26 protein-coding genes are annotated in these 25145 nt (G+C 55.6%); 16 read left to right on the forward strand and 10 right to left on the reverse strand.

Annotation, left to right across the window (positions count from 1 at the left end; all coding sequences use genetic code 11):
• Window positions 1-61 precede the first annotated feature (61 nt).
• The 3 genes from Pr1d_RS02395 to Pr1d_RS02405 all read right to left on the reverse strand — a co-directional run bounded on the left by Pr1d_RS02395 (window position 62) and on the right by Pr1d_RS02405 (window position 2801).
• Complete coding sequence (locus Pr1d_RS02395; protein WP_148072026.1) at window positions 62-1189, reverse strand: helix-turn-helix domain-containing protein; 1128 nt, start codon at window positions 1187-1189, stop codon at window positions 62-64.
• Between the two features lie 111 nt (window positions 1190-1300).
• Window positions 1301-2161: a bifunctional methylenetetrahydrofolate dehydrogenase/methenyltetrahydrofolate cyclohydrolase FolD gene (gene folD, locus Pr1d_RS02400; protein ID WP_148072027.1), complete on the reverse strand. Its 861-nt coding sequence runs from the start codon at window positions 2159-2161 to the stop codon at window positions 1301-1303.
• A 112-nt stretch (window positions 2162-2273) separates the two neighbouring features.
• On the reverse strand, window positions 2274-2801 hold the full coding sequence (locus Pr1d_RS02405; protein ID WP_168205017.1) for a phosphatidylglycerophosphatase A family protein: 528 nt from the start codon (window positions 2799-2801) through the stop codon (window positions 2274-2276).
• Between the two features lie 323 nt (window positions 2802-3124).
• Here Pr1d_RS02405 and Pr1d_RS02410 point away from each other — a divergent pair, with 323 nt between their 5' ends.
• The 3 genes from Pr1d_RS02410 (at window position 3125) to clcA (ending at window position 6492) form a co-directional block, all read left to right on the forward strand.
• On the forward strand, window positions 3125-4831 hold the full coding sequence (locus Pr1d_RS02410; RefSeq protein ID WP_148072029.1) for an NADPH-dependent assimilatory sulfite reductase hemoprotein subunit: 1707 nt from the start codon (window positions 3125-3127) through the stop codon (window positions 4829-4831).
• Window positions 4832-4930: 99 nt separating this feature from the next.
• A complete protein-coding gene (locus tag Pr1d_RS02415; RefSeq protein ID WP_148072030.1) occupies window positions 4931-5176 on the forward strand; it encodes a hypothetical protein in 246 nt (81 codons plus the stop codon).
• A gap of 5 nt (window positions 5177-5181) precedes the next feature.
• Complete coding sequence (gene clcA / locus Pr1d_RS02420) at window positions 5182-6492, forward strand: H(+)/Cl(-) exchange transporter ClcA (protein WP_148072031.1); 1311 nt, start codon at window positions 5182-5184, stop codon at window positions 6490-6492.
• Window positions 6493-6553: 61 nt separating this feature from the next.
• Here the strand turns inward: clcA and Pr1d_RS02425 are convergent, their stop codons facing one another.
• A complete protein-coding gene (locus Pr1d_RS02425) occupies window positions 6554-6799 on the reverse strand; it encodes a hypothetical protein (RefSeq protein WP_148072032.1) in 246 nt (81 codons plus the stop codon).
• A gap of 212 nt (window positions 6800-7011) precedes the next feature.
• Here Pr1d_RS02425 and Pr1d_RS02430 point away from each other — a divergent pair, with 212 nt between their 5' ends.
• The 8 genes from Pr1d_RS02430 to Pr1d_RS02465 all read left to right on the forward strand — a co-directional run bounded on the left by Pr1d_RS02430 (window position 7012) and on the right by Pr1d_RS02465 (window position 12487).
• Window positions 7012-7932 carry an NAD(P)-dependent oxidoreductase gene (locus Pr1d_RS02430; RefSeq protein WP_148072033.1) on the forward strand — a complete coding sequence of 307 codons (921 nt, stop codon included), beginning with the start codon at window positions 7012-7014 and terminating at the stop codon, window positions 7930-7932.
• Window positions 7933-8048: 116 nt separating this feature from the next.
• Window positions 8049-8264: a hypothetical protein gene (locus tag Pr1d_RS02435; RefSeq protein WP_148072034.1), complete on the forward strand. Its 216-nt coding sequence runs from the start codon at window positions 8049-8051 to the stop codon at window positions 8262-8264.
• Window positions 8261-8587 carry a type II toxin-antitoxin system RelE/ParE family toxin gene (locus Pr1d_RS02440; protein WP_148072035.1) on the forward strand — a complete coding sequence of 109 codons (327 nt, stop codon included), beginning with the start codon at window positions 8261-8263 and terminating at the stop codon, window positions 8585-8587. Before Pr1d_RS02435 ends, Pr1d_RS02440 begins: the two co-directional genes overlap by 4 nt.
• 196 nt (window positions 8588-8783) lie before the next feature.
• Entirely contained in the window at window positions 8784-9263 is a 480-nt protein-coding gene (locus Pr1d_RS02445; RefSeq protein WP_168205018.1) for a hypothetical protein, read from the forward strand.
• Between the two features lie 207 nt (window positions 9264-9470).
• Window positions 9471-10436 (forward strand): PleD family two-component system response regulator, encoded by a 966-nt coding sequence (locus Pr1d_RS02450; protein ID WP_148072037.1) that lies wholly within the window; start codon window positions 9471-9473, stop codon window positions 10434-10436.
• 106 nt (window positions 10437-10542) lie between these two features.
• Window positions 10543-10914, forward strand: coding sequence for a nucleotide pyrophosphohydrolase (locus Pr1d_RS02455; RefSeq protein ID WP_148072038.1), 372 nt, complete (start codon window positions 10543-10545; stop codon window positions 10912-10914).
• A gap of 7 nt (window positions 10915-10921) precedes the next feature.
• Window positions 10922-11992, forward strand: a complete 1071-nt coding sequence (locus tag Pr1d_RS02460) for an ATP-grasp domain-containing protein (RefSeq protein WP_148072039.1) — start codon at window positions 10922-10924, stop codon at window positions 11990-11992.
• Between the two features lie 12 nt (window positions 11993-12004).
• Complete coding sequence (locus Pr1d_RS02465; protein WP_148072040.1) at window positions 12005-12487, forward strand: YfcE family phosphodiesterase; 483 nt, start codon at window positions 12005-12007, stop codon at window positions 12485-12487.
• Window positions 12488-12559: 72 nt separating this feature from the next.
• Here the strand turns inward: Pr1d_RS02465 and Pr1d_RS02470 are convergent, their stop codons facing one another.
• From Pr1d_RS02470 to Pr1d_RS02485, 4 genes are all read right to left on the reverse strand, one after another.
• Window positions 12560-13963 carry a tetratricopeptide repeat protein gene (locus Pr1d_RS02470; protein WP_168205021.1) on the reverse strand — a complete coding sequence of 468 codons (1404 nt, stop codon included), beginning with the start codon at window positions 13961-13963 and terminating at the stop codon, window positions 12560-12562.
• Between the two features lie 220 nt (window positions 13964-14183).
• Window positions 14184-15596: a class II fumarate hydratase gene (locus Pr1d_RS02475; protein ID WP_148072042.1), complete on the reverse strand. Its 1413-nt coding sequence runs from the start codon at window positions 15594-15596 to the stop codon at window positions 14184-14186.
• A gap of 80 nt (window positions 15597-15676) precedes the next feature.
• Entirely contained in the window at window positions 15677-16051 is a 375-nt protein-coding gene (locus Pr1d_RS02480) for a cupin domain-containing protein (protein WP_148072043.1), read from the reverse strand.
• A gap of 139 nt (window positions 16052-16190) precedes the next feature.
• The gene (locus tag Pr1d_RS02485) at window positions 16191-17138 is read right to left on the reverse strand and encodes a mechanosensitive ion channel family protein (RefSeq protein WP_148072044.1); all 948 of its coding nucleotides are present in this window, start codon (window positions 17136-17138) and stop codon (window positions 16191-16193) included.
• A gap of 150 nt (window positions 17139-17288) precedes the next feature.
• Here Pr1d_RS02485 and scpB point away from each other — a divergent pair, with 150 nt between their 5' ends.
• The 4 genes from scpB to accD all read left to right on the forward strand — a co-directional run bounded on the left by scpB (window position 17289) and on the right by accD (window position 20692).
• On the forward strand, window positions 17289-18041 hold the full coding sequence (gene scpB / locus Pr1d_RS02490; protein ID WP_148072045.1) for an SMC-Scp complex subunit ScpB: 753 nt from the start codon (window positions 17289-17291) through the stop codon (window positions 18039-18041).
• Between the two features lie 241 nt (window positions 18042-18282).
• The gene (gene rpe / locus Pr1d_RS02495) at window positions 18283-18975 is read left to right on the forward strand and encodes a ribulose-phosphate 3-epimerase (RefSeq protein ID WP_148072046.1); all 693 of its coding nucleotides are present in this window, start codon (window positions 18283-18285) and stop codon (window positions 18973-18975) included.
• A 61-nt stretch (window positions 18976-19036) separates the two neighbouring features.
• A complete protein-coding gene (locus Pr1d_RS02500) occupies window positions 19037-19636 on the forward strand; it encodes a histidine phosphatase family protein (RefSeq protein WP_148072047.1) in 600 nt (199 codons plus the stop codon).
• Between the two features lie 204 nt (window positions 19637-19840).
• Window positions 19841-20692: an acetyl-CoA carboxylase, carboxyltransferase subunit beta gene (accD, locus tag Pr1d_RS02505; protein ID WP_148072048.1), complete on the forward strand. Its 852-nt coding sequence runs from the start codon at window positions 19841-19843 to the stop codon at window positions 20690-20692.
• A gap of 72 nt (window positions 20693-20764) precedes the next feature.
• On the opposite strand, the gene Pr1d_RS02510 is transcribed toward accD, so the two are convergent.
• Window positions 20765-21436 (reverse strand): DOMON domain-containing protein, encoded by a 672-nt coding sequence (locus tag Pr1d_RS02510; protein ID WP_148072049.1) that lies wholly within the window; start codon window positions 21434-21436, stop codon window positions 20765-20767.
• Window positions 21437-21613: 177 nt separating this feature from the next.
• The gene (locus Pr1d_RS02515) at window positions 21614-22546 is read right to left on the reverse strand and encodes a CAAX prenyl protease-related protein (protein WP_148072050.1); all 933 of its coding nucleotides are present in this window, start codon (window positions 22544-22546) and stop codon (window positions 21614-21616) included.
• A 485-nt stretch (window positions 22547-23031) separates the two neighbouring features.
• On the opposite strand from Pr1d_RS02515, the gene fusA reads away from it, so the two are divergent.
• A complete protein-coding gene (fusA, locus tag Pr1d_RS02520) occupies window positions 23032-25131 on the forward strand; it encodes an elongation factor G (protein ID WP_148072051.1) in 2100 nt (699 codons plus the stop codon).
• Window positions 25132-25145 lie beyond the last annotated feature (14 nt).

A 25145-nucleotide genomic window follows, 5' to 3' on the forward strand; every position in this document is an offset into this window, starting at 1 on the left:
TGGAGGCACAGCTGCCTGCGGTTGCGCAGCAGTACTCTCCCGGACCAAGGTGTTGGTCCGGCTAGGGGAGTTGTGGAACCGGCTCGCTTTTCTCAAACAACAACTGCTGCCGTGGTTCTTCTTGTACTTCGAACCAATCCACCGGCGGTAGTTCGAATTCTTCTGCCGCCAGGGCTTGAGCGATGCGACCGTAGACGTGGCAGGGCCAGCGGACCAGTCGTGTGTGGACCAAGAGTGGGGGCACCGCGAATTGTTCGGCCAAGCGATTGCGGACGGCACAGGCCGCGGTATCGGTTTCGACCCAACCTTGTTGTTCGACCACTTCGCGGTAAGCAGAAGAGGCGGCCGAGAGAACTGGTGCGGCTGGCAATAGCATGGAGAGGGCAAACCGTTCGCAATCTCGCAAAAGTTGCGGCCAATCTTCAGTCTGCTGTAGTTCCAAAAACCAATCCGCCGGAAGATCCTTAGCCGCATCGATCCACAAAGCCCGAGGCGCGTAGCAGCGGGCCAACAGTTCCCGATATGAGGCGAGCGGCCTGGAGTCGGCGACGATTCGATCTACCAACAGAGTGATCTCGCCCGAGCGCATCACAGCACAAGCTTGCACGCTGAAATGGGGAATCAGTCCGGGGATGATCTCCAGACGCACACCGGCCTGGTTTTCTAGCACCGCCTCGACGTCAACCGGTGCGGCGGCAAACTGCGCCTCGCGTCGACCGAGCAATTTGCGCACGCGCCATTCAGCGGCAAGTTCGGTGAGTGCTGGATAGCGGGTCAGCTCGCGGGCAGCTGTGGCCGTTTCGTCGGCTGAATACTCTGCAGAAATACCACTTGTTGCACCTATGAATTCGGCCAGATCTTGAATCGCCCTCTGGTCCAGGGCAGAAGCGTGGTCCGTAGTCCACCACCAACCCAGCATGCCAGGAGGGGGTTGTTTGACGGATCCACCATCCGAATTCGTGTTGCGTGCCGATTGGAAAAATTCATCACAGAAAGGCGAACTCGAGACTAAGCCTAATACATCAGCTACCAATGAGAGCGTTTCTTGACGATGCCAGGGGGTACGCATGCCGCATTCGATGGCACTCACCGTCGAAGCACGCTCATCCACGAGCTCGGCAAAAGTTCGCAGGCCCAAGCCGGCACGGCGGCGCAGTTGCCCAAGGAGTTGTCCGAAAGGAGTTATCAAGAGAAAGCGTCCCAAATTACGTTTGCGCAAAGTGCAAGTCGAGAGGCTACCCATGATACAGAATTTGGACGCCGCTGGCAGCCACCCCCCCTGCCCACGGCTTGTTCCGGCCTACAGCTTTGTAGCGGTTCGGGCGGCATTGAGGGTATTAATGAGTAACATTACTCGGGTGAGGGGCCCGACGCCGCCTGGAACGGGCGTAATGTGTCCGGCGACCTTACTAACCGCGTCGAAATCGACGTCACCCACCAGCCCCGCGTCGGTCCGGTTGATACCCACATCGACTACCACTGCTCCGGGACGCACCATGTCAGCGGTGATGAAGTTTGGCCTGCCGATGGCCACCACCAGGATGTCGGCTAGCAGAGTTACCGCTGGCAAATCTTGAGTGCGGCTATGGCAAATCGTCACGGTCGCATCGGCCCCCTTCTGCGCGAGCATGATCGACAGGGGCTTGCCGACAATGTCGCTACGACCAACTACGACAACGTGTTTGCCGGCGGTTGAGATATTGTTGCGCTTCAAGAGCTCGACCACGCCGTGTGGAGTACAGGGGAGAAACACCGGACGGCCTTGTACCAGTCGACCGACATTTTCTGGATGGAAGGCATCGACGTCTTTGCAGGGCGCAATCGCTTCGAGGACTTGTTCAGTATCGATCTGGTTGGGAAGCGGCAATTGCACAAGGATACCGTGAACCTGTGGGTCGGAATTGAGCTTTTCGATCAGCGCGAGTAGTTCTGTCTGAGTAGTGTCTGCTCCAAGCCGATGAAGCACGCTTTCGATCCCGACTTCGGTACAATCGCGGCGCTTGTTGCGCACGTAGACATCGCTGGCCGGGTCGTCTCCCACCAGTACCGCGGCAAGTGTGGGCGTGACATTTGATTCGGATTTGAACTTGGCAACCTGCTCGGCCAACTCGGCGCGGATTTGTTTGGCGAGCGATTTACCATCGAGGAGTTGTGCGGTCATGGCGGGATGATCTTAGTAGTAGCCGTGGGCGGGAGCCCATGGTTGACATTTGGAAAACCATGGGCCTGGCGCCCAAGGCTATAAGGTTGTTTTTTCGATTAAACCAAAGATTCTAACCCGAAGCGACAGTCGTGAGCAGTCCCCAATCCCATGCCTTGTCGAGCCACGCTAATCCCCACAAGGCGGCACAGGCGTAGAGTGCGGCGACCACGTCGTCGGCCATGATACCCAACCCAGCAGGGAGCGATTCCACCTGTCGTGCTGGGGGAGGCTTGGTGATATCGAACACCCGAAATAGGAGCCACCCTGCGAGCAGAACTCGCCAATTGGCAATTCCTGTGGCCAGGAAGACGACAGGCAGCACGGCGATTTCATCCAGAACAATTTCCTGGGGGTCTTTTTTACCGAGCAGCCTACTGGCGTGTGTACAGATGCCCACGGAGACAATGAGAATCGCAAGTATCGCCAATAGCTGCCAGCCAATCTCCGGCAGGTAACTGACAGCCCAGACCAATGGGATTCCCCACAGGCCTCCCACGGTTCCCGGAGCAGGGCTGACGCAACCGATGCCCAAACCAGTGGCAATCCAGACGGCAATTCGGTTGCTGAGTGAGAAATCGCTCGGTTGGTTGTGTTTCATGCAGGGCATCCTAGACCCAGATTCATGCTGATTCAACTCTTTCACAGCCCACTCGGTCAGGTGAACTGCGAAGTTCGTCAGCAATTGTGGGAGAAATGACCAATGTACAATTACCAATGACCAGTTTCAGCAGAAAACCCGACTGTTCTGGTCATTGGTCCTTGGAAATTGGGCATTTGCAGTTCCGTGATTTTTGACTTTATAGTTCTTCTGGAGTACTGGGGGTCAATATGGTCGAAACCCGTTCGGGCGAGTATCATAGATTCTTCTGGGGTTTTGACTGAAATAGGTAAACTGTGCCGAGCAGGCGAACGAAGATTCTGATGAGTGACGATAAGAGCAAGAAAGTGAGTGCCGTCGAGAAGATCAAGCTGGCGAGCAACTATCTCCTCGAGCCGATTCCGCAGGAATTGGCCGATGGCACGGACCATTTTGGTAAGGAGAGTATCCAGCTACTCAAGCACCACGGCACCTACCAGCAAGATAACCGCGACGAGCGGTCCAAAGAAGGCAAGTCCTATAGCTTCATGCTGCGAACTGCCATTCCAGGTGGCATCATTTCGAGCGAGCAACTGCTAGCCGAAATGGATCTGGGCGACGAGGTTGCCAACAGTACGCTGCGCATTACGACCCGTCAGGGATTGCAACTGCATGGTGTTCTCAAGAAGAATTTGAAGCAGGCTATCCGCCGGATCAACGATGTGAAGCTCACTACCATCGCCGCCTGCGGCGACGTGAAGCGCAATGTGATGTGCTCGCCGTGCCCCTATAAGGGTGACCCCGTCTACGACCAGATGCAGGATCTGGCCGAGCGACTGGCAATTCACCTGACACCCCATACGGGTGCCTACTACGAACTTTGGCTCACGGATGAGGAAACGGGGGAGAAGCATCAGGCGGGTGGCAGTAACGGACAAGTCGTGGAACCGATCTACGGACCAACTTACCTCCCTCGGAAATTTAAGTTCGCGATTGGTCTGCCCGGCGACAACAGTGCCGACGTTTACACCAACGATGTCGGTCTATTGGCCATCTGCGAAAACTGGAGAATCGTCGGTTACAACATACTCGTCGGTGGTAGTTTTGGTGTCACTCCCAGCGCGAAAAAGACCTTTGCGGCAGTTGCACAGGCGATGTGCTTTGTCACTCCGAATCAGGCGATCGATGTCGCGACGGCAATCGTCAAAGTACAGCGCGATTTTGGCAATCGCGCGGATCGCAAGGTTGCCCGCATGAAATACCTGATCCATGATTGGGGTCTCGACCGGTTCAAGCAAAAGGTCGAAGAGTACTATGGCGCAAATCTACCCGACCCGCGTCCCGTCGTTGTCCACGGCTTCAATGATGGAATGGGCTGGCAGGCCCAGGGGGACGGCAAGTGGTTCTATGGCCTTAACGTGGAAAACGGACGAATCAAGGACGAGGGAGATTTTCGTCTCAAGACGGCGCTGCGTGAGATTTGCTCCACTATGGCGCCACCCTTGCGATTGACTCCCCATCAAAGCATTATTTTCTGCGATCTCGCAGAGAAAGATCGTCCCAAGCTGTTCGAGATCTTGCGCCGCCATGGGGTGCCGCTTAGCGAAGATATCTCCAACGCCCGGCGGTGGTCGATGGCTTGCCCGGCTCTGCCGACCTGTGGTTTGGCGATTACCGAAAGCGAACGGGTGCTCCCAAGTATCATTGACCAACTTGACGTTGAACTGGACAAACTAGATCTGAAGGACGAAGTGTTTACGTTCCGCATGACCGGTTGCCCCAATGGGTGCGCTCGGCCTTACAACTCCGACATTGGCTTGGTTGGCAAGACGGCTGGCAAATACACGATCTTCCTGGGAGGTCGTGTCTGTGGCGATCGGCTCAACTTCATCTACAAAGACTTGGTACCCGAAGAGGAAGTCATTCCCGATCTGGTGAACGTCTTCCGCTATTTCAAAGAGGCCCGAGAGCAAGAGGAGTCGTTTGGCGATTTCTGCCATCGGCAAGGTGTAGAAAAACTCCTGGCTGCTTGCGACACGGTGCCAAAGTAGTTAAGTTTTTGGGAGAATCCCAACGCAAGGCTCATTTCAACATAGTCGCGATTCTACGATTCGCCCGGGGTCCTTAATTGTTAGTGACAAGGTAAGAACATGGAATGGCTCTTTGAACGCATGATCGAACTCGCCGCCTGGGTGGCGTTCATCCTGGGACTGTTTTTTCTCTGCGAAGCGGTTTGGATGCTTGTTCAATGGTTTATCAATCGAGCCGATGTGGACAGCACCCTTTTTCTGATGAACAGTGCCCAAGCTGCCGGCGCGTTTGTCGCATCTGCCCTCGCAGTCGGTGCGCTGGCCTGTATCGATCGCTACGTGTTTGATTTTGACGATCCAAAGTAGCGTTCATGTCGATTCGCAAGCCAATCAGCTCGGCAACGGATCAACAGCAATGTCACCTTTTGATATTAGCGCTCGCTTCCCATGTGGCTGGTGCCTGCGCGGGCTTGGTTGGGGCCCTTTTCCGACTTTCTTTGGATCATGCAGATCGCTTTCGGGATTCTGTTCTTTCTTCTTCTCAAAGTTATGGCGCAGGGGGACTTCTGCTGGTCGTTGCCGCATGTGCGTTTGCAACCGCGATTGCGGCGTGGCTCGTTGAGCGGTTTTCTCCAGAGGCCTCAGGAAGTGGCATTCCCCATGTGGAAGCCGTCTTGCTTGATGAGCGGCCACCAACTCGGATGAAGCTCGTTCCCGTTAAATTCCTCGGCGGACTGTTGGCTATTGGCTCGGGTCTAGCACTCGGGCGCGAAGGTCCCACCGTGCAGATGGGAGCGAGCATTTCTCATCTGCTTGGCAGAAAGCTTGGTCTGAGCGGAGTGGACAATCGTTCGTTGCTCGCTGCCGGGGCCGGTGCTGGTTTGGCCACAGCATTCAATGCTCCTATTGCAGGCGCGGTGTTTGTGTTGGAGGAGTTGGTGCGAAAATTTGATACTCGCATGACGATTGCGACCTTCGGTGCTTCAACAGGTGCCATCACAGTCGCAAGATTGCTGTTGGGGGATCGGCCTGATTTTGATGTCGAAATGCTCCCCTTTCCTACCACTTTTTCGGTGAGTGCTTCGATGGTACTCGGTGTGGTGCTGGGAGTACTTGGCGTTGCGTACAATCGTGCAATTCTGGGTGCAATTTCGCTGAGTAAAAAGCTACAGTCCTGGCCAGTGGTCATGCGCGCAGCAGCGATTGGGGGGTCGGTAGGATTACTCGCCTGGTACGCTCCTCAGATCGTGGGAGGGGGGGACCCGATTACTCAGAACGCCTTAAATCTGAAAACGGTTGCCTTCATGTTGCCTCTAGCGTTTCTCATCCGGTTCGGCCTGGGAGCTATCTCCTACGCCGCAGCAACACCGGGCGGGCTGTTTGCACCGATGTTGGTGCTGGGCGCACAAGCAGGATTGATGTTTGGCAATCTTTGTCAAACCTGGGTCCCAGCAGTGACGACAAACCCTACGACGTATGCCGTGACGGCGATGGCCGCCTTTTTCACAGCGGTGGTGCGAGCCCCCCTCACGGGAATCATCCTGGTGATCGAACTCACCGGAAGCTACACCCAGTTGCTGCCGATGCTCGCCGCGTGCTTCTCGGCGATGTTGATCCCCACGTTGTGGAAGGATCCACCGATCTACGATTCGTTGAAGCCACCAGTGGTGAATGACGAATGACGAAATACCCAAGCACGAAGGAATGACTAAATCCCAATGGCAAAGGGGATATTACTAATCGTCATTCATACCTCACGGGACCTTCGACAAGTTGGCGAATTTCAGCACGACGTGCCAGTCGGCGTCGATGGTGGCCCATTGCTAGATAGCAGGCCTGTGCATTGTGCCCTTTTCTCCAGGCTGCTTTCGTGCGGCGGTTGAGTTGCGAGCCGTCTGCCAAGAGCCGTAGCTGAGCAACCGACTCTTGTAGAAAATCCTGAACGAAGCCGACGAAGGAAGCTTTCCAACTAGGGAGATATTTATCCATGAATAAAGTGCCCATCCTGTGCATGCGCAAAACCGGTTAATTGAATAGGTTGCCTAATTGTAGACGGCTGCGCAGCCAGGGCAAGAAAAGGAAATGACCAATTTCCAAGGCCCAATGACCAAGGGTTGGAAGAGATTTCAACCCTTGGTCATTGGGCCTTGTTCATTGTAAATTGGCAATTGAGTTCTTTTTCCCCTTCCCATGAGTAACCCATGACCCTCTCCATTTCCCCCGAGAAAACCCGTATCGGCTGGATCGGCACCGGCGTAATGGGCCAGAGTATGTGTCGCCACCTTGTGAAAGCAGGCTACACGACGACCGTATTCAACCGTACTCGTGCCAAGGCGGAGCCGCTTTTGGAACTCGGGGCAACTTGGGCCGACTCACCTCGCGAAGTGGCTCAGGCGAGCGATGTGGTGTTTTCCATCGTCGGCTTTCCTGCCGATGTCCAGCAGACAATCTTAGGTGAGAACGGCGCACTGGCTGGCTCGAAGCCGGGCAACGTATTGGTGGACATGACGACGAGTCGCCCCAGTCTGGCCATCGAAATCGCCGAGCAGGCTGCCCTGCGGGAAGTTGTCAACATCGACGCGCCCGTTTCCGGCGGGGATGTCGGGGCGCGTAATGGCACGTTGTCGATCATGATCGGTGGCGACGAAGCGCAGGTTGAAGCCTTGGCCCCCTGCTGGGAAATCATGGGCACCACCTGGGTCTGGCAAGGAGGACCGGGTGCGGGCCAGCACACCAAGATGGTCAACCAAACCTTGATCGCCTCGAACATGGTCGGCGTCTGTGAGGGGTTGCTCTACGCCCACCGAGCGGGCCTCGACCTGGAACGTGTGATGCAATCGGTTGCCTCGGGAGCTGCAGGGAGCTGGTCCTTATCCAACCTGGGACCGCGCATCATCGCAGGCAATTTCGATCCCGGATTTTTCGTTGAGCATTTTGTCAAAGACATGGGCATCGCCCTGGCCGAGGCCGAGCGGATGGGACTGAAGTTGCCCGGGCTTGCGCTGGCAAACGAGCTTTATGGCAAGCTTGTCGAGCAAGGGCATGCTCGTAGTGGAACGCACGCGTTGATGCTGGCACTTGCGGGGATGAGCGGCGTTGATTGGTCGGAGCGAGACGGGTGAGTCGGAGATTTTTCTCACGCCCAGCTTGTAGAAAACCAAACAACACAGAACTATCACCTCGCTTTTGACTAACTGATTCAATTCGATGTATACTGAAGCGTAGAGGAGAACCAGCAATGAGAATGATTGAAATCTCTGATGAAGCGTATCAGACCTTGGCGAAATTCCACGGTGACGTGAACTTGTATGTCGAAAAGCTCGCGGCCGAAGCCCGTGAAGTCGCAGCCGTGCAAGAAGGAATTGACGCCTATAATGCGGGGGATTGTCGACCACTCGCAGAATTTGGCGGGGAACTTCAAGAACGCTTTGGCATCGACACTTCCCAGGCATGAAACGCCGCGTTGTCATCACCGGTCCAGCCGAAACCGATACTCTTTCCAATCACCGCTGGTGGGCCGATAACCATTCGCCAGAGCAAGCCCTTCGCTGGCTAGAGGGGATTTATGCGGCGATGTTCAAGCTGGCCTCTACGGCCGAGACGAATCCGCCAGCAGACGAGAAGTCACTACGCAAGGCAGGCATTCAGCAAGTCAGTTTTGGTCTCGGCAGCAGGCCAACCCATCGAATTATTTACACGATCGATGGCAGCTATGTGGTTATATACCGCGTCCGGGCATTCAAGCAGGATGAACTCGATTTGAGTAACCTGGAATAGATTCGATTATCGCATTTATTAACGGACCACTAATAGAGAAAGGGAACGAAACAAGTTTCTCACAAATCCTTCTGCCCCATGTTCCTATTAATCTTAGGCACTCTCGCTTAGTCACTAGCGGCACTGTAAAATTGTAAGAATGGAATCCTCTACTCAATGTAGAACCTGGCGATTTTCTATACGTGAATTGCTTCTCTTGATGGCGCTGATTGCAGTGCTTTTAGCTCTTTACGTAACCAATAGGCCATACTCACCCACGGCATTTATTTCCACGCTTGAGGAAAGATCAATTCTAGCAACGCTTTGCGCTGATTTGAGCGTGCCGATTGAATTTGGAGGAACCAGCATCGGAAGTGGAAATTCCAGTTGGAGCGGAGGTGAAAGAGAATCAAGTCTCATACTCACCGTACCTGACATCAAAAACTTTCAAGAAGTTGTGATGCCAAGATTCCGTGAATACATCGAACGGAAAGTAAGAGGTTTCGGCGGTACTATTGTTGGTCAATCTCAGGGGGGAACGAATGATGGCGGAACTTCCAACTCTGAGGTTTTTAAACGATTGCAACAGTTCAGCTTCCTATATCGCATCAAAGGGACTCGAGGGGCAATTCGAGTTTACTCCTTTGAACACTCGGAAAGGCAGCTGCGGATACTGATTCTTGTGGATGAACATTGAGAGGCGGAGAGACGATTAGAGCTCAGCTGAAGGATGTTCGGGGTCGGGGACGACCCGGCTCGCTGCAGTTTTGCTAGCATTGCACTTCTCTTGACGCCCCCGCGGTGCCGTTCTACAGTTCGCGCGGCAATTGCTCTTCCTCTCGCACTCTTTCTCGCTATGAACAACGCTGCCAAAAAAACTGAGCCGACTTCACCCAGCCGCCCTATGAAGGGCTCGCTGCCGCCGCGGATGAAGGTGCTGTACATCACTACGCTCAATCGCACGGGTGGTTGGTTGGCTGAGGCCTTTGCCGCCGATAGCGCGACGCAGATATTGCTTGAAGAAGTGGTCGGAGTCACGTCAGCACTTGCCAAGCTCCGCGATGAAGTGTTCGATGCCGTGATCGTCAGTCATGAGCCACCCGTGCTCGACGCTTTGGATCTGGTCGAAGGCCTGCGGGCTGGTGGGAACGAGGAGCCGATGATACTGCTGGGTTCGCAGCGACCACATGAGATCGATGCCCTCTGTTACGAGGTAGGAGCCGACGATTATTGCTGTGTCGCTGAGACTACAGTCCGGGGCCTGCTCTGGAAGTTTGCCCGAGCAATCGAACGCCATCAACTCCAGCGCGAAAACCGGCGGATGGTCCAAGCCGACCGGCAACGACTCAAGCAGGAGCATCTCGAAGCACAGCGTCTGCTTGAGCAACAACGCTTGTTGATCGCCGACCTGGAAGTGCTGAAGAACCCCACGGCCACCTCGGAGCAAGGAGACGTGCTGACCGAGTTCGACGATTGCCTCGCCAAAGCCGCCACCGCAGCGGTTGATGTGCCACTGAATTTGCCTGAGCCACTCGTCAACCACTATCGAGAGTTGTTGCGAACTTACGTGATCATGGGCGTCGGCAACTTGACCAACGAGATGGCCGAGCTGAGCGAATTGCTTGCCGCGTCGGAGGTTTCTGCGCAACGCGCGCTGCAATTGCATGTGACGGTCCTTGAGGATCTGGTCCAGGGACTTGGCTCGCGGAGTGCCCGGCATGTAATGAATCGGGCCGATCTGTTGGTGCTGGAGGTGATGGGACACCTGGCCGACGGTTATCGCCAGCGCTACTTCGAGCGTCGCAATCCCCCCCGCCAAAAGTCGCTGCCCGGCTTCGATTCTGGTTCGGCAATTCGCGTCGCGGCATGATTGAGCAATTCTTGCTACAATCTCTCCAAGTTTGATCTGCGTCAATCAGCCCCATCCGCGTTTATCCGCGTCCCATTTCTTAATCAGTACCCAGCAAAGAGCTTCCATGGACGACACCCAAACCACCCTTGCCGACTTGCGCGAACTGGTCCGCCAGTTTGTCGACGAGCGCGACTGGCAGCAGTTTCACTCCCCCAAGAATCTTGCCATGGCCCTGGCAGTCGAGGCTGCCGAGTTGATGGAACACTTCCAATGGGTTGACCTTCCTGAGTCGCGCAAGGTCACCTCTGATGAGGAAAAGCTCACGGCCATTGGCGAAGAACTGGCTGACGTGCTGAGTTACACGCTCGCCCTGGCCAATTCGCTGGGGATCGATATCGCCACCGCCCACCGGCGCAAGATGGTGTTGAACGCGGAGAAATATCCGGCTGACGAATTCCGCGGCCGATTTGGCGGCAAGAATTCACAGGCGGATTGAGTATGTGATGGTAGAGCGCAGCAGGATAGCCGTAGTTGGTGCCAGTGCTCGGGCAGCGGCATTTTCCTTGCTTCGCCAGGGCCACGCCGTCGTCGCGGCAGATCTGTTTGCCGATGCCGACCTGCGGCGAGTTTGTGATGTCGAGCAGGTGACCAACTATCCGCACGGTTTGGCCGAATGGCTCTCACGCACCAAGTGCGATGAATGGCTCTATACGGGTGCTTTAGAGAACTATCCAGATCTCGTTGACCGAATGGCTGCTTTGAGACCCCTGCGAGGTAGCGCCGGTTCGATGCTGCGAGCGGTGCGCGATCCACTCTTGTTACAAATAGCTCTCACCTCAGTTGGGCTCAACTTTCCTGAAACTCACCTCTGCCATGGTCAGCCCCCCGGTTCGGGCGATTGGCTGCACAAGACGGGCCAAGGGGCCAGCGGCAGTGGAGTGAGCGAACTTGATCCCAGCAGCCTGTCAACTCAAGGTTATTGGCAGCGTCGAGTGCCTGGGTTGTCAGGCTCCGCCATGTTCTTGGCGTCAGATCCGAGCTGCTCATTGCTCGGCATCACACGCCAACTAGTCGGCGAAACTTGGACCGGGGCGCGCCAATTTCAATACGCAGGTACACTTTCGCCTTGGCGGCTTCCTGAAGCGGGAGTAGCAGAGCTCGTTCGCATGGGTGAATTCTTAATGCAAGAGTTCAAACTCAGCGGACCGTTTGGAGTGGATTTTATCTACGACGATTCCCATGTGTGGCCCGTCGAAGTCAACCCTCGTACCTCCGCCGCGGCAGAAGTGGTAGAGAGGGTCACCAGCACCCACGCCTGCGCCGGCAAAGCTGTTCTCTACGCAAAACGCCCACTTGCGATTTCGCGCGACATCAGCGAAGGACTCCTCCACCGCGCCGGTTCAATCGAAAACCCAGAGCTGGCGGACATTCCCAACACGGATACACAAATTGCGACCGGGGAACCTATTCTCACCGTTCTTGCTGACGGAGATTGCCTGGCCGAGGTCGAAGAAAATCTTCGTGAGCGAGTCGCCAGGCTGGAGTCAGAACTCTATGTTACTATGGTACTATAAGGAACTCTTCTCATGCGAATCGGTGTAGTCAGCGACACCCATGCCCATGTGGCTAATACCCAGGCCGCGATCACGTTGCTTGAGAGTCTGTCCGTCGAACGGGTACTTCACTGTGGCGACATCTGCTCGACCGTCGTGGCAAAGCTGTTTGCCGAGTGGCCAACCGATTTCGTTTTCGGCAATTGCGACCATGATCGCGAAGAACTTGCTGCGGCAATCGCCGAGGCGGGGCAAACTTGTCACGGTGTATTTGGTGATTTGAAAATCGCCGGTCGCCGGATTGCGCTGCTGCACAGCGACGATCACCGCAAGTTTCAACAGGTCACCACCAGCGGTGAATTCGATCTGGTCTGTTATGGACACACCCACGTCGCCAAGATTGAGAAAGTAGGCGACACACTGGTATTGAATCCCGGTGCCCTCTACCGTGCCAACCCGCACTCTTTGGCGGTGGTCGAGCTAGCGACGATGGATGCAGAGATTGTGAATTTGTAGGTCAGTTTTGCCGAAAGGGAACCTGGCTTCGGATCAATATCGAACAAAAGGTTCCCGCTCGGCAAGCGGGACCTACTCACCCTCGTAAGCCGCCTGCGAAACAACCGCTACTGGTTGGGTACGGAAGGGGGTGCCCGATTCATAAAGTTTGATTCGTGCTAGATAATCACCGCGGCTTGCCGAGGGGGCCACTTCGATGGCCTCTTCCAATGTTTGTATCGCTTCATCGTAGTTGCCGGCATTTGCCAATGCGGCGGCGAGGGTGTCGAGCGCTACATGGCGGTCGCCGTACTCAAATTCGAGTGCCTGGCGTGCACCCAACACGGCGTTTTCCGAATCACGAAAAGTTTCGTCCGGACAGGTGGCCAGCAGCCAGGCACCGTTGCGATAGGCATGGGCAAAGCTCGGTTTGATTTCGATCGCGTCGGCGTAATCAGCCAGTGCCTCGGCATAGCGGCCCATGTCTGCCAGCAAATCACCACGACTGCAGAGGATTGCCGGATTCTCGGGAGCTAGTTCCGCGGCGGCGGTGAAATGAGCGTAGGCTTCATCCCAACGTCCGCCGATGTGACAGACTCGTGCTAGACCCAATCGGGCCGAGGAGAGCTTTTTATCCAAGCGGCAGGCCTGTTGGTAGTCTTGTTCAGCACTACTAAGGTCACCTGCCTGCACGAACAGCGTGGCCCGGTTGGTGTAGGCCTTGCCAAACTCTGGATTCATTTCGAGGACCAGATTGAAATCATCAAACGCCTCGGCGAATTGCCCCGTCTCGGCGTAGGAGACACCCCGATTGTGAAGGGCTCGCCAGTTCTTGGGATCGAACTTGAGTGCTTCATGAAAATCGGCGTCTGCAAGGTCGCTCTTTCCCTCTTCGGAATAAAGCTGTCCGCGGCGATTCAACGCCCAGGAAATCAACTGATTGGCGTACTGTTTGTTCTCGCCCTTGGCTCCAAGTTGGATGGCCTCCACACCGAGATCGATGACGTCTGAGTAGTCGGTCGTGGTGCCGGCAGTCTGCGACAGAAAATGGGCATCCACCAGCAGTTGTCCCACAGCATTGAGCGGAGCAGGCTTGGAAACTTTGATTTTGTTTGCAGCGGGCTGCTTGATTGTAGGTTGACGCCTGACTGGCTTTGATATCGCCGACTGCGATACTTCGAGCTGGGTCGCTTCTTGATAAATCGCCTGCTCTTCGGATATATCGCTGACCAGCTTGATATCGCCGCGCTTTGGTGGCGCAACGGTCTGCGCTGGTGCGGAGGTTTCTTCGACGAAGACGAACGAATCCCCGTTGCGAGATGCTGGCGAGTCTTGCGCATGCGAAGCCTCAACAACCGAGGTATCTTCGACAAACGTAAACGACCCGTCGTCAGCACTAGCAGTGGCAGCACCCACGAGGCAACCGACTACGCAGAGCGTGTGGTAGATCGAGTTGCAGAGTTTATGAACGAAACAGGTAGGTAAAGAGCTTTTCATGATTTCCGATCCGCAAGTGTGGGGACTTTGCAGAGCCAATAAACTAACCGGGCGCCTGAACGTAGAGCGCCTCGATCCTAGGTATCGTCTGCAGCGGCAAAGTCGCTGTAATCGAATCATTCAAAAGAATCGGAATTACCTGGGTGGATTGCCTATTCACCCAGCAAAGCTGGGCTTGGTGCTAGCAAAGGCCTACCAAAGCAGGATCCCAACAAGGCTCTTACGCCTGCGGGCGAGTCATGCTATCCGGGTCGAGCGCCTTGTCGAGTTCTGCCTCGGGCAAGATCTTGCGGTCGAGGCATAATTGGCGGATCGTGGTGCCCTGCTTGAAGGCGTCTTTGGCCAGGGTGGCTGCTTGCTCGTAACCCACCACGGGTGCTAGCGAAGTGACCATCATCAGTGATTGGTCAATTAACTCGCGGCAACGTTCCTCGTTGACTTCCAGATCTTTCACGAGCTTATCAACGAACACTCCGGCCGAGTTGGCCAAGAGCTTGATCGATTCCAGGAACGCGTCGATCATCACCGGCATGGCGACATTGAGCTCAAACAGTGAACCCACGCCACCCAAGCCAGCGGTGGTGACGGTTGCATCGTTGCCGATCACCCGGCAGGCTACCTGCATGACCGACTCGCAAATGACCGGGTTTACTTTGCCGGGCATGATCGAGGAGCCGGGCTGCGTGGCGGGCAGCGACAACTCAAAAATACTGCAGCGCGGGCCGGAACCCAAGAGGCGGATGTCGTTGGCGATCTTGGTTAGCGAGACGGCTATCGTTTTCAGTTCGCCGTGGGCGCTCACGAAGGCATCCTTGGCGGCTTGGGCCTCGGGGTGGTTGGCTGCTTCTTCGAACTCGATGCCGAGTTGCTTTGAAAGGGCTGCGCACACCTTGGCAGCGAACTGTGGATGTGTGTTGATGCCCGTGCCGACGGCGGTGCCGCCAATTTCCAGATTTGTGCGTAAATTAAGAGCCTGCTTTGCCCGTACCACCGCGTATTCAGCCTGGGCAGCATAGCCCCCGAAGACCTGGCCCACGCGGATCGGGGTGGCATCCATTAAGTGAGTTCGGCCAATCTTGACGATCTTGTCCCAGGCGGTCGCTTTCTCGGCGAGCGCCTGTTGGAGCCGCTCCAAGTTGGGGATCAAATTCTCCTTGATCACCTTGGCCGCGGCGATGTGCATCGCAGTAGGAAACGTGTCGTTCGAGGATTGACCCATGTTGACATGGTCGTTGGGATGCACGGCCCCTTCGGTCCCCTTGGCGCCGACCCCGAAACCCAGCTTTTCGTTTGCCAGATTGGCGATCACTTCGTTGGCGTTCATGTTGGTCGAAGTGCCGGATCCGGTCTGATAGATATCGACGGGGAACTGCTGGTCGTGCTTCCCTTCGGCAACTTCATTGGCGGCAGCGATGATCGCGTCGGCCCGTTTGCCGTCGAGCTTGCCGAGCTGGCGATTCGCTTCAGCGCATGCCGCTTTGAGATGCCCAAAAGCATGGATCATCGCGGCGGGAACTGGTTCGAAGGAGATCGGGAAATTATCAACCGCGCGGGCGGTGGAAGCTCCATACAGGGCATCGGCGGGAACTTGCATCTCGCCCATCGTATCGCGTTCGGTGCGGAATTGTGGCATCGTCAGTTGTCCGTTGTTGGTTGTCTGTGGTTTGATATTGGCGAGCCGGATGCGTCAGCTTCCGGCATATGTTCCATCTTCTACGCCGGCCAGTCGTCGACCAGGATGGTGTCTTCGTGCTCGTAGGCGGGGGCGCAACAACAGAGGAACCTAAGTGTCTCGCTGCCGGTGTTCGTGATTTGATGGCGTGCTCCTGGCGGGATGGCGATGGCGTCGCCTGGAGAAACGTCTTGCACGTCGTCCTCTATCTGCATTCTGCCCGATCCTTCGAGTAAATAGTATATTTCCTCGCAGAGCGGATGATAGTGCGGGTCCGTACGTTCGCCAACTGGCAGCCGTGCTTCGGCCAGGCTCTGGTTTGTGATGCACGAATTGCGATGGGCTAGCAATTCGCGGATCTCCGAACCATCCTTGGTAGTAAAAGCCGGGACGGATTCCAGGTTGTGAACGTCCATTGAGATATTCCCCGCTTGAGGTGGCCCCTAGCCGGTCCGCCACGCGATCCGGGAGATTCCCCGGAGGTATGTGTACCTCCGGCTAAGGTTTTCTTAACAGGCAAGCTTTAGGCTAACGCCCAAAGGGCTCAGCGGCAAGTTAGGCCGCCTTTTCGTCACCACTGGTTGGTTGGAGATGCACATCCATCTGCGGGAAGGGAATGCCGATTTGAGAGCGGTCGAGTTCCATTTTTACCGCCCGGATGAGGGCCTGTTTGGCGTCCCCGAAGTCGTCGCGATTGACCCACACCCGCACCGACCAATTGACGCTCGAAGCACCCAGTTCTAAGAGCACTGCGGCCGGCTCCGGATCCTGAAGTGCATGCGGGACGATGGCCATGGCGCGTTCCAAGGCTTGGCGGGTCTCGTCGATGTCGGCAGAGTAGTCGGTTCCTACCGCGATATCGACGCGGCGGGAGCGGTGGTAGGTGATATTTTCGATCACCGCACCATAGATCGAGCTATTGGGAATAATGATCCGCCGCCCGTCGAAGGTATCGATCTCGGTAGTGAATAGCGCGATCTCGTTCACTTTGCCCAAGTGGTTGGCAATGTTCACCGTATCGCCGACTTTGTAGGGACGAAAAATCAGCAGCATCGCCCCTGCGGCAAAGTTGGAAAGCGTCCCCTGAAACGCTAAACCGACGGCCAAGCCCGCAGCACCGATCAAGGCAGCAAAGCTGGTGGTCTCCACGCCGAAGAAACTCAGGCAAGTCAGGGCTGTGAGCAGCAGGGCGGCCCAGCGGACCAATTTAGCCAGGAATTTTGTAAGCGTCTCGTCAAATCGGATACGTGTGAGGCCGCGACGCACCCCGCTGGAGAGCCAGCCGGACAGAGTCCAGGCCAGGATCATCAGCACCACGACGAGCATCGCCCGAAAGCCGTAGTACTGGGCCGCGAAGAGCCACTCACTTCCTTCGATCGTCTTCCAGTTCATTGTCCAGAACTTCTGCCAAAACTGCTTGAGTGCTATCTCTGTGGCATTGAGTTTCGTGGCTGATTCACTGGCGGCCGTGGAGGCAGCTTGGGCGAGTAAGTGAAGATTCATAGACTCTGAAAAATTGAGAGGGAAATTGATTGAAATTCACCGATTTTTAGCTCAGGCACTTTCCACGTGTCGAGCCCAGACTCGAATGCTAGCATCGAGATCAATACCGCCCTTGCTGCTCGCACACGATGAGTACTATTATTCTCAGCGATGTCCAAATCCCCGCAGACTGATTCTGGAAAGAACTCTGCAGACAAAGTGGCTGCGCCTGAGGATGCTGCGAGCAGATTCTCGCTCCAGCGCCTGTCGGCTGCCTTTGCTCGTTTGACTGCTTCGGACTCCGGCGAGCCAGCGGATCCAGAAGCCACCAATCGTGAGTTGGCCCAGTCGCTCGATGAGGTTCAGCAAGGGCAGTCCGATGACGCATGTGAGAAGCAAGTTCTGTCCCCCCGGATGATTGTCGAAGGGATGCTGTTCGTGGGCCAAGAAGATGGGCGCCCCTTGAGCAATCGTTCCATGGCAGCACATATCCGCGATGTCTCCCCGCAGGAAGTCGATTCACTGATCGAAGAACTCAATGAAGTCTACGCCGAGACCAACTGCTGCTATCGGATCGTGAGCGAAGGTGCCGGCTATCGCATGCAGCTTAGTGCTGAACAGGAAGCAGTGCGGCAACGCCTCAGCGGCAATACTCGCCAAGTGCGACTGTCACCGCATGCCATCGAAGTGCTTTCGATTGTGGCCTACCGTCAGCCGGTGAGTGCCGAAGACGTAGCGAAAGTGCGCGGCTCGCGGAGCACAGCGCTACTGAATCAGTTGATTCGCCGAGGGCTGTTGCAATTGGATCGCCCTACAGAAAATGCCAACGGGCGCGTCTATCGCACGACAGATCGCTTCAACCATTTGCTGAATATCAAATCACCAGCGGAACTACCACAGAGTGAGGATCTGGACGACAATTAGTCCGGCAATGGCCCCCTACGGCCGGATTTCTTGCAGGAAGAGATTCGTCGTAAAGTGTTACACACAAATAAGTAACGTAAATAATGCCATTTCCCCGACGTAAGTCCCCGTAGAGATTGTCCGGGGAGATTGCTAGAATCTGCCCCCTGTTGAAGATCCCCGCCTATTGTCGGCCAAAAACGAATTACTTTTTGATTTGTACGTAGCCTGATCCTGCCGACTCAATCTATTGCTAAGCCCTATGAGTAACGGATTAACGTTTGCCCAGTTGCGCGCCACGCGTCCGGTGATCTTGCCGTCGATGCTGCTTTGCGATTTTGGCAATTTAGAGCGAGAGGTCAGGGCGGTCGAAGAGGCTGGGGCGCGGGCTCTGCATTTGGACATCATGGACGGGCATTTCGTCCCCAACATCACCTATGGGTTCACGATCATCGAAGCGGTGCGACGTGTCACCGAGTTGCCGTTGGACGTGCACCTGATGATCACGAATCCCGAAAAGTACATTCCACAGTTTGTCGAGTCGGGTGCAGGGCTCATCTCGATTCACATTGAGGCGGTCGAAGATCCGCGGCCCTTGCTCGAACAGATTCGGTCCCTCGGTTCCGCGGCCGGGCTAGTTCTGAATCCCCCCACGCCAGTTTCGGCTGTTGAACCCTATCTCGAAGCCTGCGACTATGTGCTGGCCATGACAGTGATGCCGGGATACGGCGGGCAGAAATTTGATGAAAGCGTTCTGAGCAAAGTGCGTGAATTGCGCGCGATGCTCCCCCCCGAGGTGCTTGTTGAAGTCGATGGTGGAGTGAGTGCTGAAACGATCGCCGCGTGTGCTGAAGCCGGGGCTGAGATGTTTGTCACAGGCTCGGCCATTTTCCGCACACCCGATTACGCAGCAAGTCTCGTTGAACTGCAGCGATTGGCCCAAGTGAATCGCTAACATACACAGTCAAACGGTAAAACCAACCAAGAACTACCACACGGTAAACTACCAAAGAACTATGCTAAACATCTTACTCATACGAACTGGACAGACGGATTACGACACACAAGGTCGAATCCAAGGGACCATCGATCTCCCCTTAAGTGATGAAGGGCGCCAGAAGGTGGCTGGACTTGCAGGAGAGCTGAGTCAGATCCCTGTGGAAGCGATCTTTGCGGGTCCCGGCGTGGCGACGCAGCAGACGGCCGAGTTGGTTGCGGATTTTCTGAATCAGAAAGTGAAATCGAACAAAAACCTTAGGAATCTTGATCTGGGTTTGTGGCAGGGAATGCTCATCGCCGACGTAAAGAGCAACCAGCCGAAGGTGTATCGCAAATGGTTGGAGAATCCCGAGACGGTCTGCCCCCCTGAGGGAGAAACCCTGCAAGCAGCTCAGGAAAGATTGCAGGACGTAGTCGCCAAACTGAGCAAGAAACACAAGGAGGGGACCGTCGCATTTGTGGTTCCAGAGCCGCTGGCAAGCATACTTGTTCACGTGTTGCGGGACGCCGACTTTGGCAATCTTTGGCAGTCCTGTTGCCAGTCTCGCCCAGCCTGGGAGTTGATCCCCGCACCCCAGCCCCTGGCAATCGCAGGCAGTACGCCGAGCGCAGAGTAAGCACCTTCGGAGCAGGCCAACCGACACCTCGGCGTCCTCATAGGAATGCACAAAGTTGGGGAGGCAGGAAACTCGAATTTATTGGTCATTGGGCATTGGACATTCAGGCCTCGGCATGGTTAGCAAATGTCACCCTTGGTATACTAGTCTGACTATCGGAAAAGAATAGCAAACCCCTCTGGTATCGACCGAGAACCTGCCAGCATGGCAACCGGCGAAACAAAAATGGCGAAAGAACAGGCGAAGCCGGCTCGGGAGAAGCGCGGAGTCCCCAGTGGACTGTGGCTCAGTTGCGAAGATTGCGGAGCGATGATCTTCCGCAAAGAGTGTGAACGGCTGATGAACGTTTGCCCGGAGTGTGGTTTCCACATGTATCTGAGTGCGCGGGGTCGCATCGAAGCCGTTCTCGATGCCGGCACTTTCGAGGAATGGGATGCCGATCTCAGCCCCACCGATCCGCTCGGCTTTGAAGACAAGAAAAAATACAGCGACCGAATTGTTGCAGAACAAAAGCGCACCGGCCTCCGCGATGCTGCCCTCACCGGCACCGGGATGGTCCGGGCACGACGAGTGGCGTTTGGCGTCACCGACTCGGCGTTCATCATGGGAAGCATGGGATCGGTCGTGGGAGAGAAACTCACGCGACTCGTGGAACGTGCAACGGCGGAACGCCTTCCGTTGATTATTATCAGCGGATCGGGGGGTGGGGCGCGGATGCACGAGGGGATTTATTCGCTCATGCAGATGGCAAAAGTCTCTGCCGCACTGGCCCGCTATGACGAAGCCCAAGGGCTCTTTATCTCTGTGCTCACGAACCCCACGATGGGTGGCGTGGCGGCGAGTTTTGCATCGCTAGGCGATATCATCTTCGCTGAGCCGAAAGCGCTGATTGGCTTCGCGGGGCCGCGAACCATTAAAGCCACGATTCGCATTGAACTCCCCAAGGGATTTCAGACCAGCGAGTTCCTACTCGAACATGGGTACATCGACCGGATCGTCGAGCGGTCGGATCTCAAGAGTGAGATCGCTCGAATTATTGACTATTGTGGCAAGTGATCTTCTTGGCCGGAGGACCACGTCCTCCGGGATCAATCCCGGACGGCGTGGCCGTCCGGCTGAGGGAGAGTATCACTCCACCAATATCGCTTCAGCCCAGCAGCTGGGGTCTTCTTCATAAGGAAACTCGGGACCGCTTGAGAAGGTTTGCAGACCCTGTTCGCGATCCAAGAGAGCGTACGTAAATCCCAACCGGGGCGAACCGACGGGGTCAAAGCCATAGAGGGCCACCACCGGTGCAAAGGCTGACAGCTCGTAGCCTGATTTGGTTACCTTCGCTTTCACCTGCAGCTCGCGGGGGCGAATCGGGCGGGCATTTTCGCGAGCTCGATTGATCAGCAACTGATCTGCCACCGGTTCTTCGGCCGTGTGCCCCCCTCCGCGTGGCAGGAAGGTATAGCGATGGCAATAACGGCTGGCTCGATGCACATTGGTCGTCGCACGGGTATCGACCCACACCTGCAGCCCATCGCTGTCTTCGAGGCGCGAATCCCGGCACCAGGGGAGTTGGCTCTTTCCTTCGACACGAACCCACCAGGCTAAACCCTGCGAGCTCCATCCCATCCGCACCTCGGCCAGTTGGCGCTGGCCATCAAGTTCCGCAAGCATGGGGAGCGCATATTTCTCGTCCAACGAAACTCCTGCAGCACTCCATAGGGGTTCGCAGCGATGGATCTCGACAGCGAAGCGAAACAGAAACCGCGGCGGAATGAGCGACGAGTCGGGGGTGATTGAGTTGGGCATGGTGTTTTGTGATATTTAATGTTACTGAAAACTTCGAGGCAGTCGAATTGAGTTGAGCCGTTTGGGTGAGTAGGGGAGTGAGTAAGTGAAAGGTGAGTAGGTGAGTAGGTGAGTAGGTAGTGCTAGAAACCCACTCACTTACTCACTTACTCACTTACTCACTTACTCACTCCCCCTCTACATCAACTGCCATTGGTCGAATAGCACGACGTAAATCCCCAGCAACAGGTTTGTCACTCCATGGGCGACCACGCAGTCCCAGATGTTGCGGGTGCGGAGCATTAGCCAGGTAATCATACTGAACCATACCGCCGCGGCAAACAGTTCCCCCATATGCATCATCATGGGGACCAGCGTACCAACCAGCAAGGCGGTGGCATCGGCTTCGCCAAATGGCACCTTCCACCACTGTTGATGCATGACGAATCGCATCAGGAATCCGCGGAGAAAAAACTCCTCGATGATCGGCACGATCAAGGCCAGACCGATAAAGCGAACGATTAGAAAGGCCCAAGCCGCGACGGGTTGGCCCGCCATCTGAGTGAGTGGATCGTACGCACTTCGCTCGCCAGTTCCCAGGAGATCCAGGAGGTGGATCGTAGGAATTTCCCCCGGTTCACGACCTGGAATAAAACTCCCCAGGAAGCGGTCCACTGGGCCGATGATTCTTGGTTCCAGCCTGAGATGGCAGAGCGCGACCCACAGAACGACTCCCACTACCCCTACGGCGACGCTCAGCCAGCTCACCCGAAAAGGAAACGTGCGATAGCCGGGCCAAACGAGTGCCATCGCAACCAAGGTCAGCACAATTTTCAGTGTGTAGACCCAGGGATAGTATGCATAGGGAATCTTGGGAAGCAGGCCCCCCTCTTCGGGCGAGAAATCGTCGATTGCAGGCGAATCGATGACTTCATCCAGGGACTCGGTCTCAAGGACAGCCTCCCCTAGATTGTCACTCTGGGAAGATTTCGGAGGAGTCGGCTCCAGGCTTCCCACCAGCATGAATACAGCAAACGGCAGGAGAAACGTAACCGCCGGCCAGCGAGAGAGCCAGCCCGCAGGGAGCGGCGTTGCCGTCTGGTTCACAGAATCTTCATTTGGTGCAGACATGCCAGCATTCCTTGAACTCACATTGGATCGAGCTTCGTTGCGTATCTCACTACAAACAAAGCACTTAACGCTATAGCAATCAGTTTTCTAAGGACGTAGCTAGTGGGCCGAACAGTGTACTCCAGAGCCTGGAGGGGCTAGGAAGCTTGGGTCAGACGAAAATCGGTATTCGCGCAAGTGCCGCCGATGCCTAATCTTGTGCGGTGCTGGACCGAACAAGTGTCCAGCAGTGGCAAGAGATTAATGCACGGGAAAAACCGCATTTGCACTAGCTAATCGAGTTCTAACGAGTCAGAATAGCAGTCTACCCCGCCTAGCGACAGGGTGACTCTAAGTTGCCCTTGTTGGAATTCTGAGTATTAGCCTGGAGGGCTGTCGCCTTTCGGGAGTTCCTCTGCGACACCTCCTCGTGGTTTGGTCTACGTGGTATTGGTGTTTGATTTATTAATTCATGGGATTGTTGATTGTTTGGTTGAGGCTTAATTATGGACCTTCGCAACGTACGAAACATCGGTATATCGGCGCACATCGATTCGGGTAAAACCACCCTCAGTGAGCGCATCCTCTTTTATGCTGGTCGCATTCACAAGATTGAGGACGTGCGCGGAGGTGGCGATGGCGCAACCATGGATCACATGGAGCTCGAAAAAGAGCGCGGCATCACGATCACCAGTGCTGCCACCTCGGTCAAATGGAAAGGGGTCGATATCAATCTGATCGACACCCCGGGCCACGTCGACTTTACTGTCGAAGTGGAGCGCAGCTTGCGCGTCCTCGACGGTGCCGTCTTGGTGCTTTGTTCGGTAGGTGGTGTTCAGTCGCAATCGATGACCGTTGATCGTCAGATGAAGCGTTACAACGTGCCGCGCCTTGCCTTCATCAATAAGATGGACCGCACGGGTGCCAATCCTGATTCGGTTGTCAAGCAAGTTCGCGATAAGTTGGGTGCAGACGCGGTAGCCATGCAGTTGCCGATTGGCAAGGAAGACAATTTCAAGGGCATTGTCGACTTCATTACGATGACGGCGATTTACAATGACGGCGTCCATGGCGAAATCATTCGCGAAGAACCGATCCCTGCCGAATTGCAGGCGGCGGCCGATGAGGGCCGACATCATCTGCTCGAATCGCTTTCGATGTATAGCGACGAATTGATGGAACTGTTGCTCTCCGAGGAAGAGGTTCCCGCGGAACTCATTCACAAGATCATCCGCGATGCTACGATCAATCAAGGTTTTACGCCCGTTTATATGGGTTCGGCATTCAAGAACAAGTCCGTCCAGCCGCTTCTGGACGCCATCAATCGCTATCTCCCCTGTCCATTAGATCGCCAGTTTGTGGCTCTCGACCCTTCGGAAGAGGGGAAGAAAATCCCTCTCACCAGCGACGCCAAAGATCCTTTTGTCGGCATGGCGTTCAAGATCGTCGACGACGAATATGGTCAGCTAACCTACACCCGCGTTTATCAAGGGACCGTGGTCAAAGGCGAGCAGTACTACAACCAACGTACTGGCAGAAAAGAACGCTTCAGCCGCATTGTGAAGATGCACAGCGACAAGCGCGAAGAAGTCGACAAGGCCGAGGCAGGTGACATCGTGGCGATCATGGGTATCGACTGCGCTAGTGGTGATACCTACTGTGCGCAGCCGAACTACTGCACGTTGGAAAGCATGTTTGTCGCAGCACCGGTGATCAAGATGTCGATCAATCCCCTCTCGCGCGACAATGCCGACAAGCTGGGCAAAGCCCTTCAGCGCTTCCGTAAGGAAGATCCAACCTTCCAGGTTGCCACGGACGAAGAAACCGGCGAGACGTGTATCGCAGGCATGGGCGAGTTGCACTTGGAAATCTACGTCGAACGTATTCGCCGCGAATATGGCGTGGATGTTGAAGTGGGTGCCCCCAAGGTGAGCTACCGCGAGAGCGGCACGGTTCCGTTTGCCTACGATCACAAACGCAAGAAGCAGACGGGCGGTTCCGGTCAGTATGGTCACATTGTTGGTACGATCAGCCCAATGACCGACGAAGATCGCGAAGAAGCCGAAGGAGGAGAGTTCCTCTTCATCGACAAAGTCACCGGCGGCAAGATTCCCAAGAACTTCATTCCGGCCATCGAAAAAGGCTTCCGCAACATGACCGAGAAGGGCCCACTGGCTGGCTATCCGGTTGTGGGGATCAAAGTTGAGTTGGTTGAAGGTTCCTACCACGATGTCGACTCTTCCGACATGGCCTTCATGCTCACCGCCCAGGAATGCTTCCGCGAGAATTTCTCACGAATGAAGCCTGTGCTCCTTGAGCCGATCATGCTCACCGAAATCGAATGCCCTGAAACATTCCAAGGGCCCGTGGTAGGTCAGATTTCCAGCAAGCGTGGCATGGTGGTCTCGACCGACACCCAGAATGGCATCTGCAAGATCATCGCCGAAGTGCCTCTGGCGGAAACCTTCGGGTACTCGACCGAACTGCGGAGTCAGACGCAGGGTCAAGGCACGTTCACGATGGAACTGTGCAAGTACGCTCCCGTTCCTGGCAATATCCAGACGGACATCATCGCCGAACGTAAAGCCGAACTGCAACCGGCGTAAAGCTTCTTGCACAA

It is taken from the genome of Bythopirellula goksoeyrii, from assembly GCF_008065115.1.
Lineage (GTDB): Bacteria > Planctomycetota > Planctomycetia > Pirellulales > Lacipirellulaceae > Bythopirellula > Bythopirellula goksoeyrii.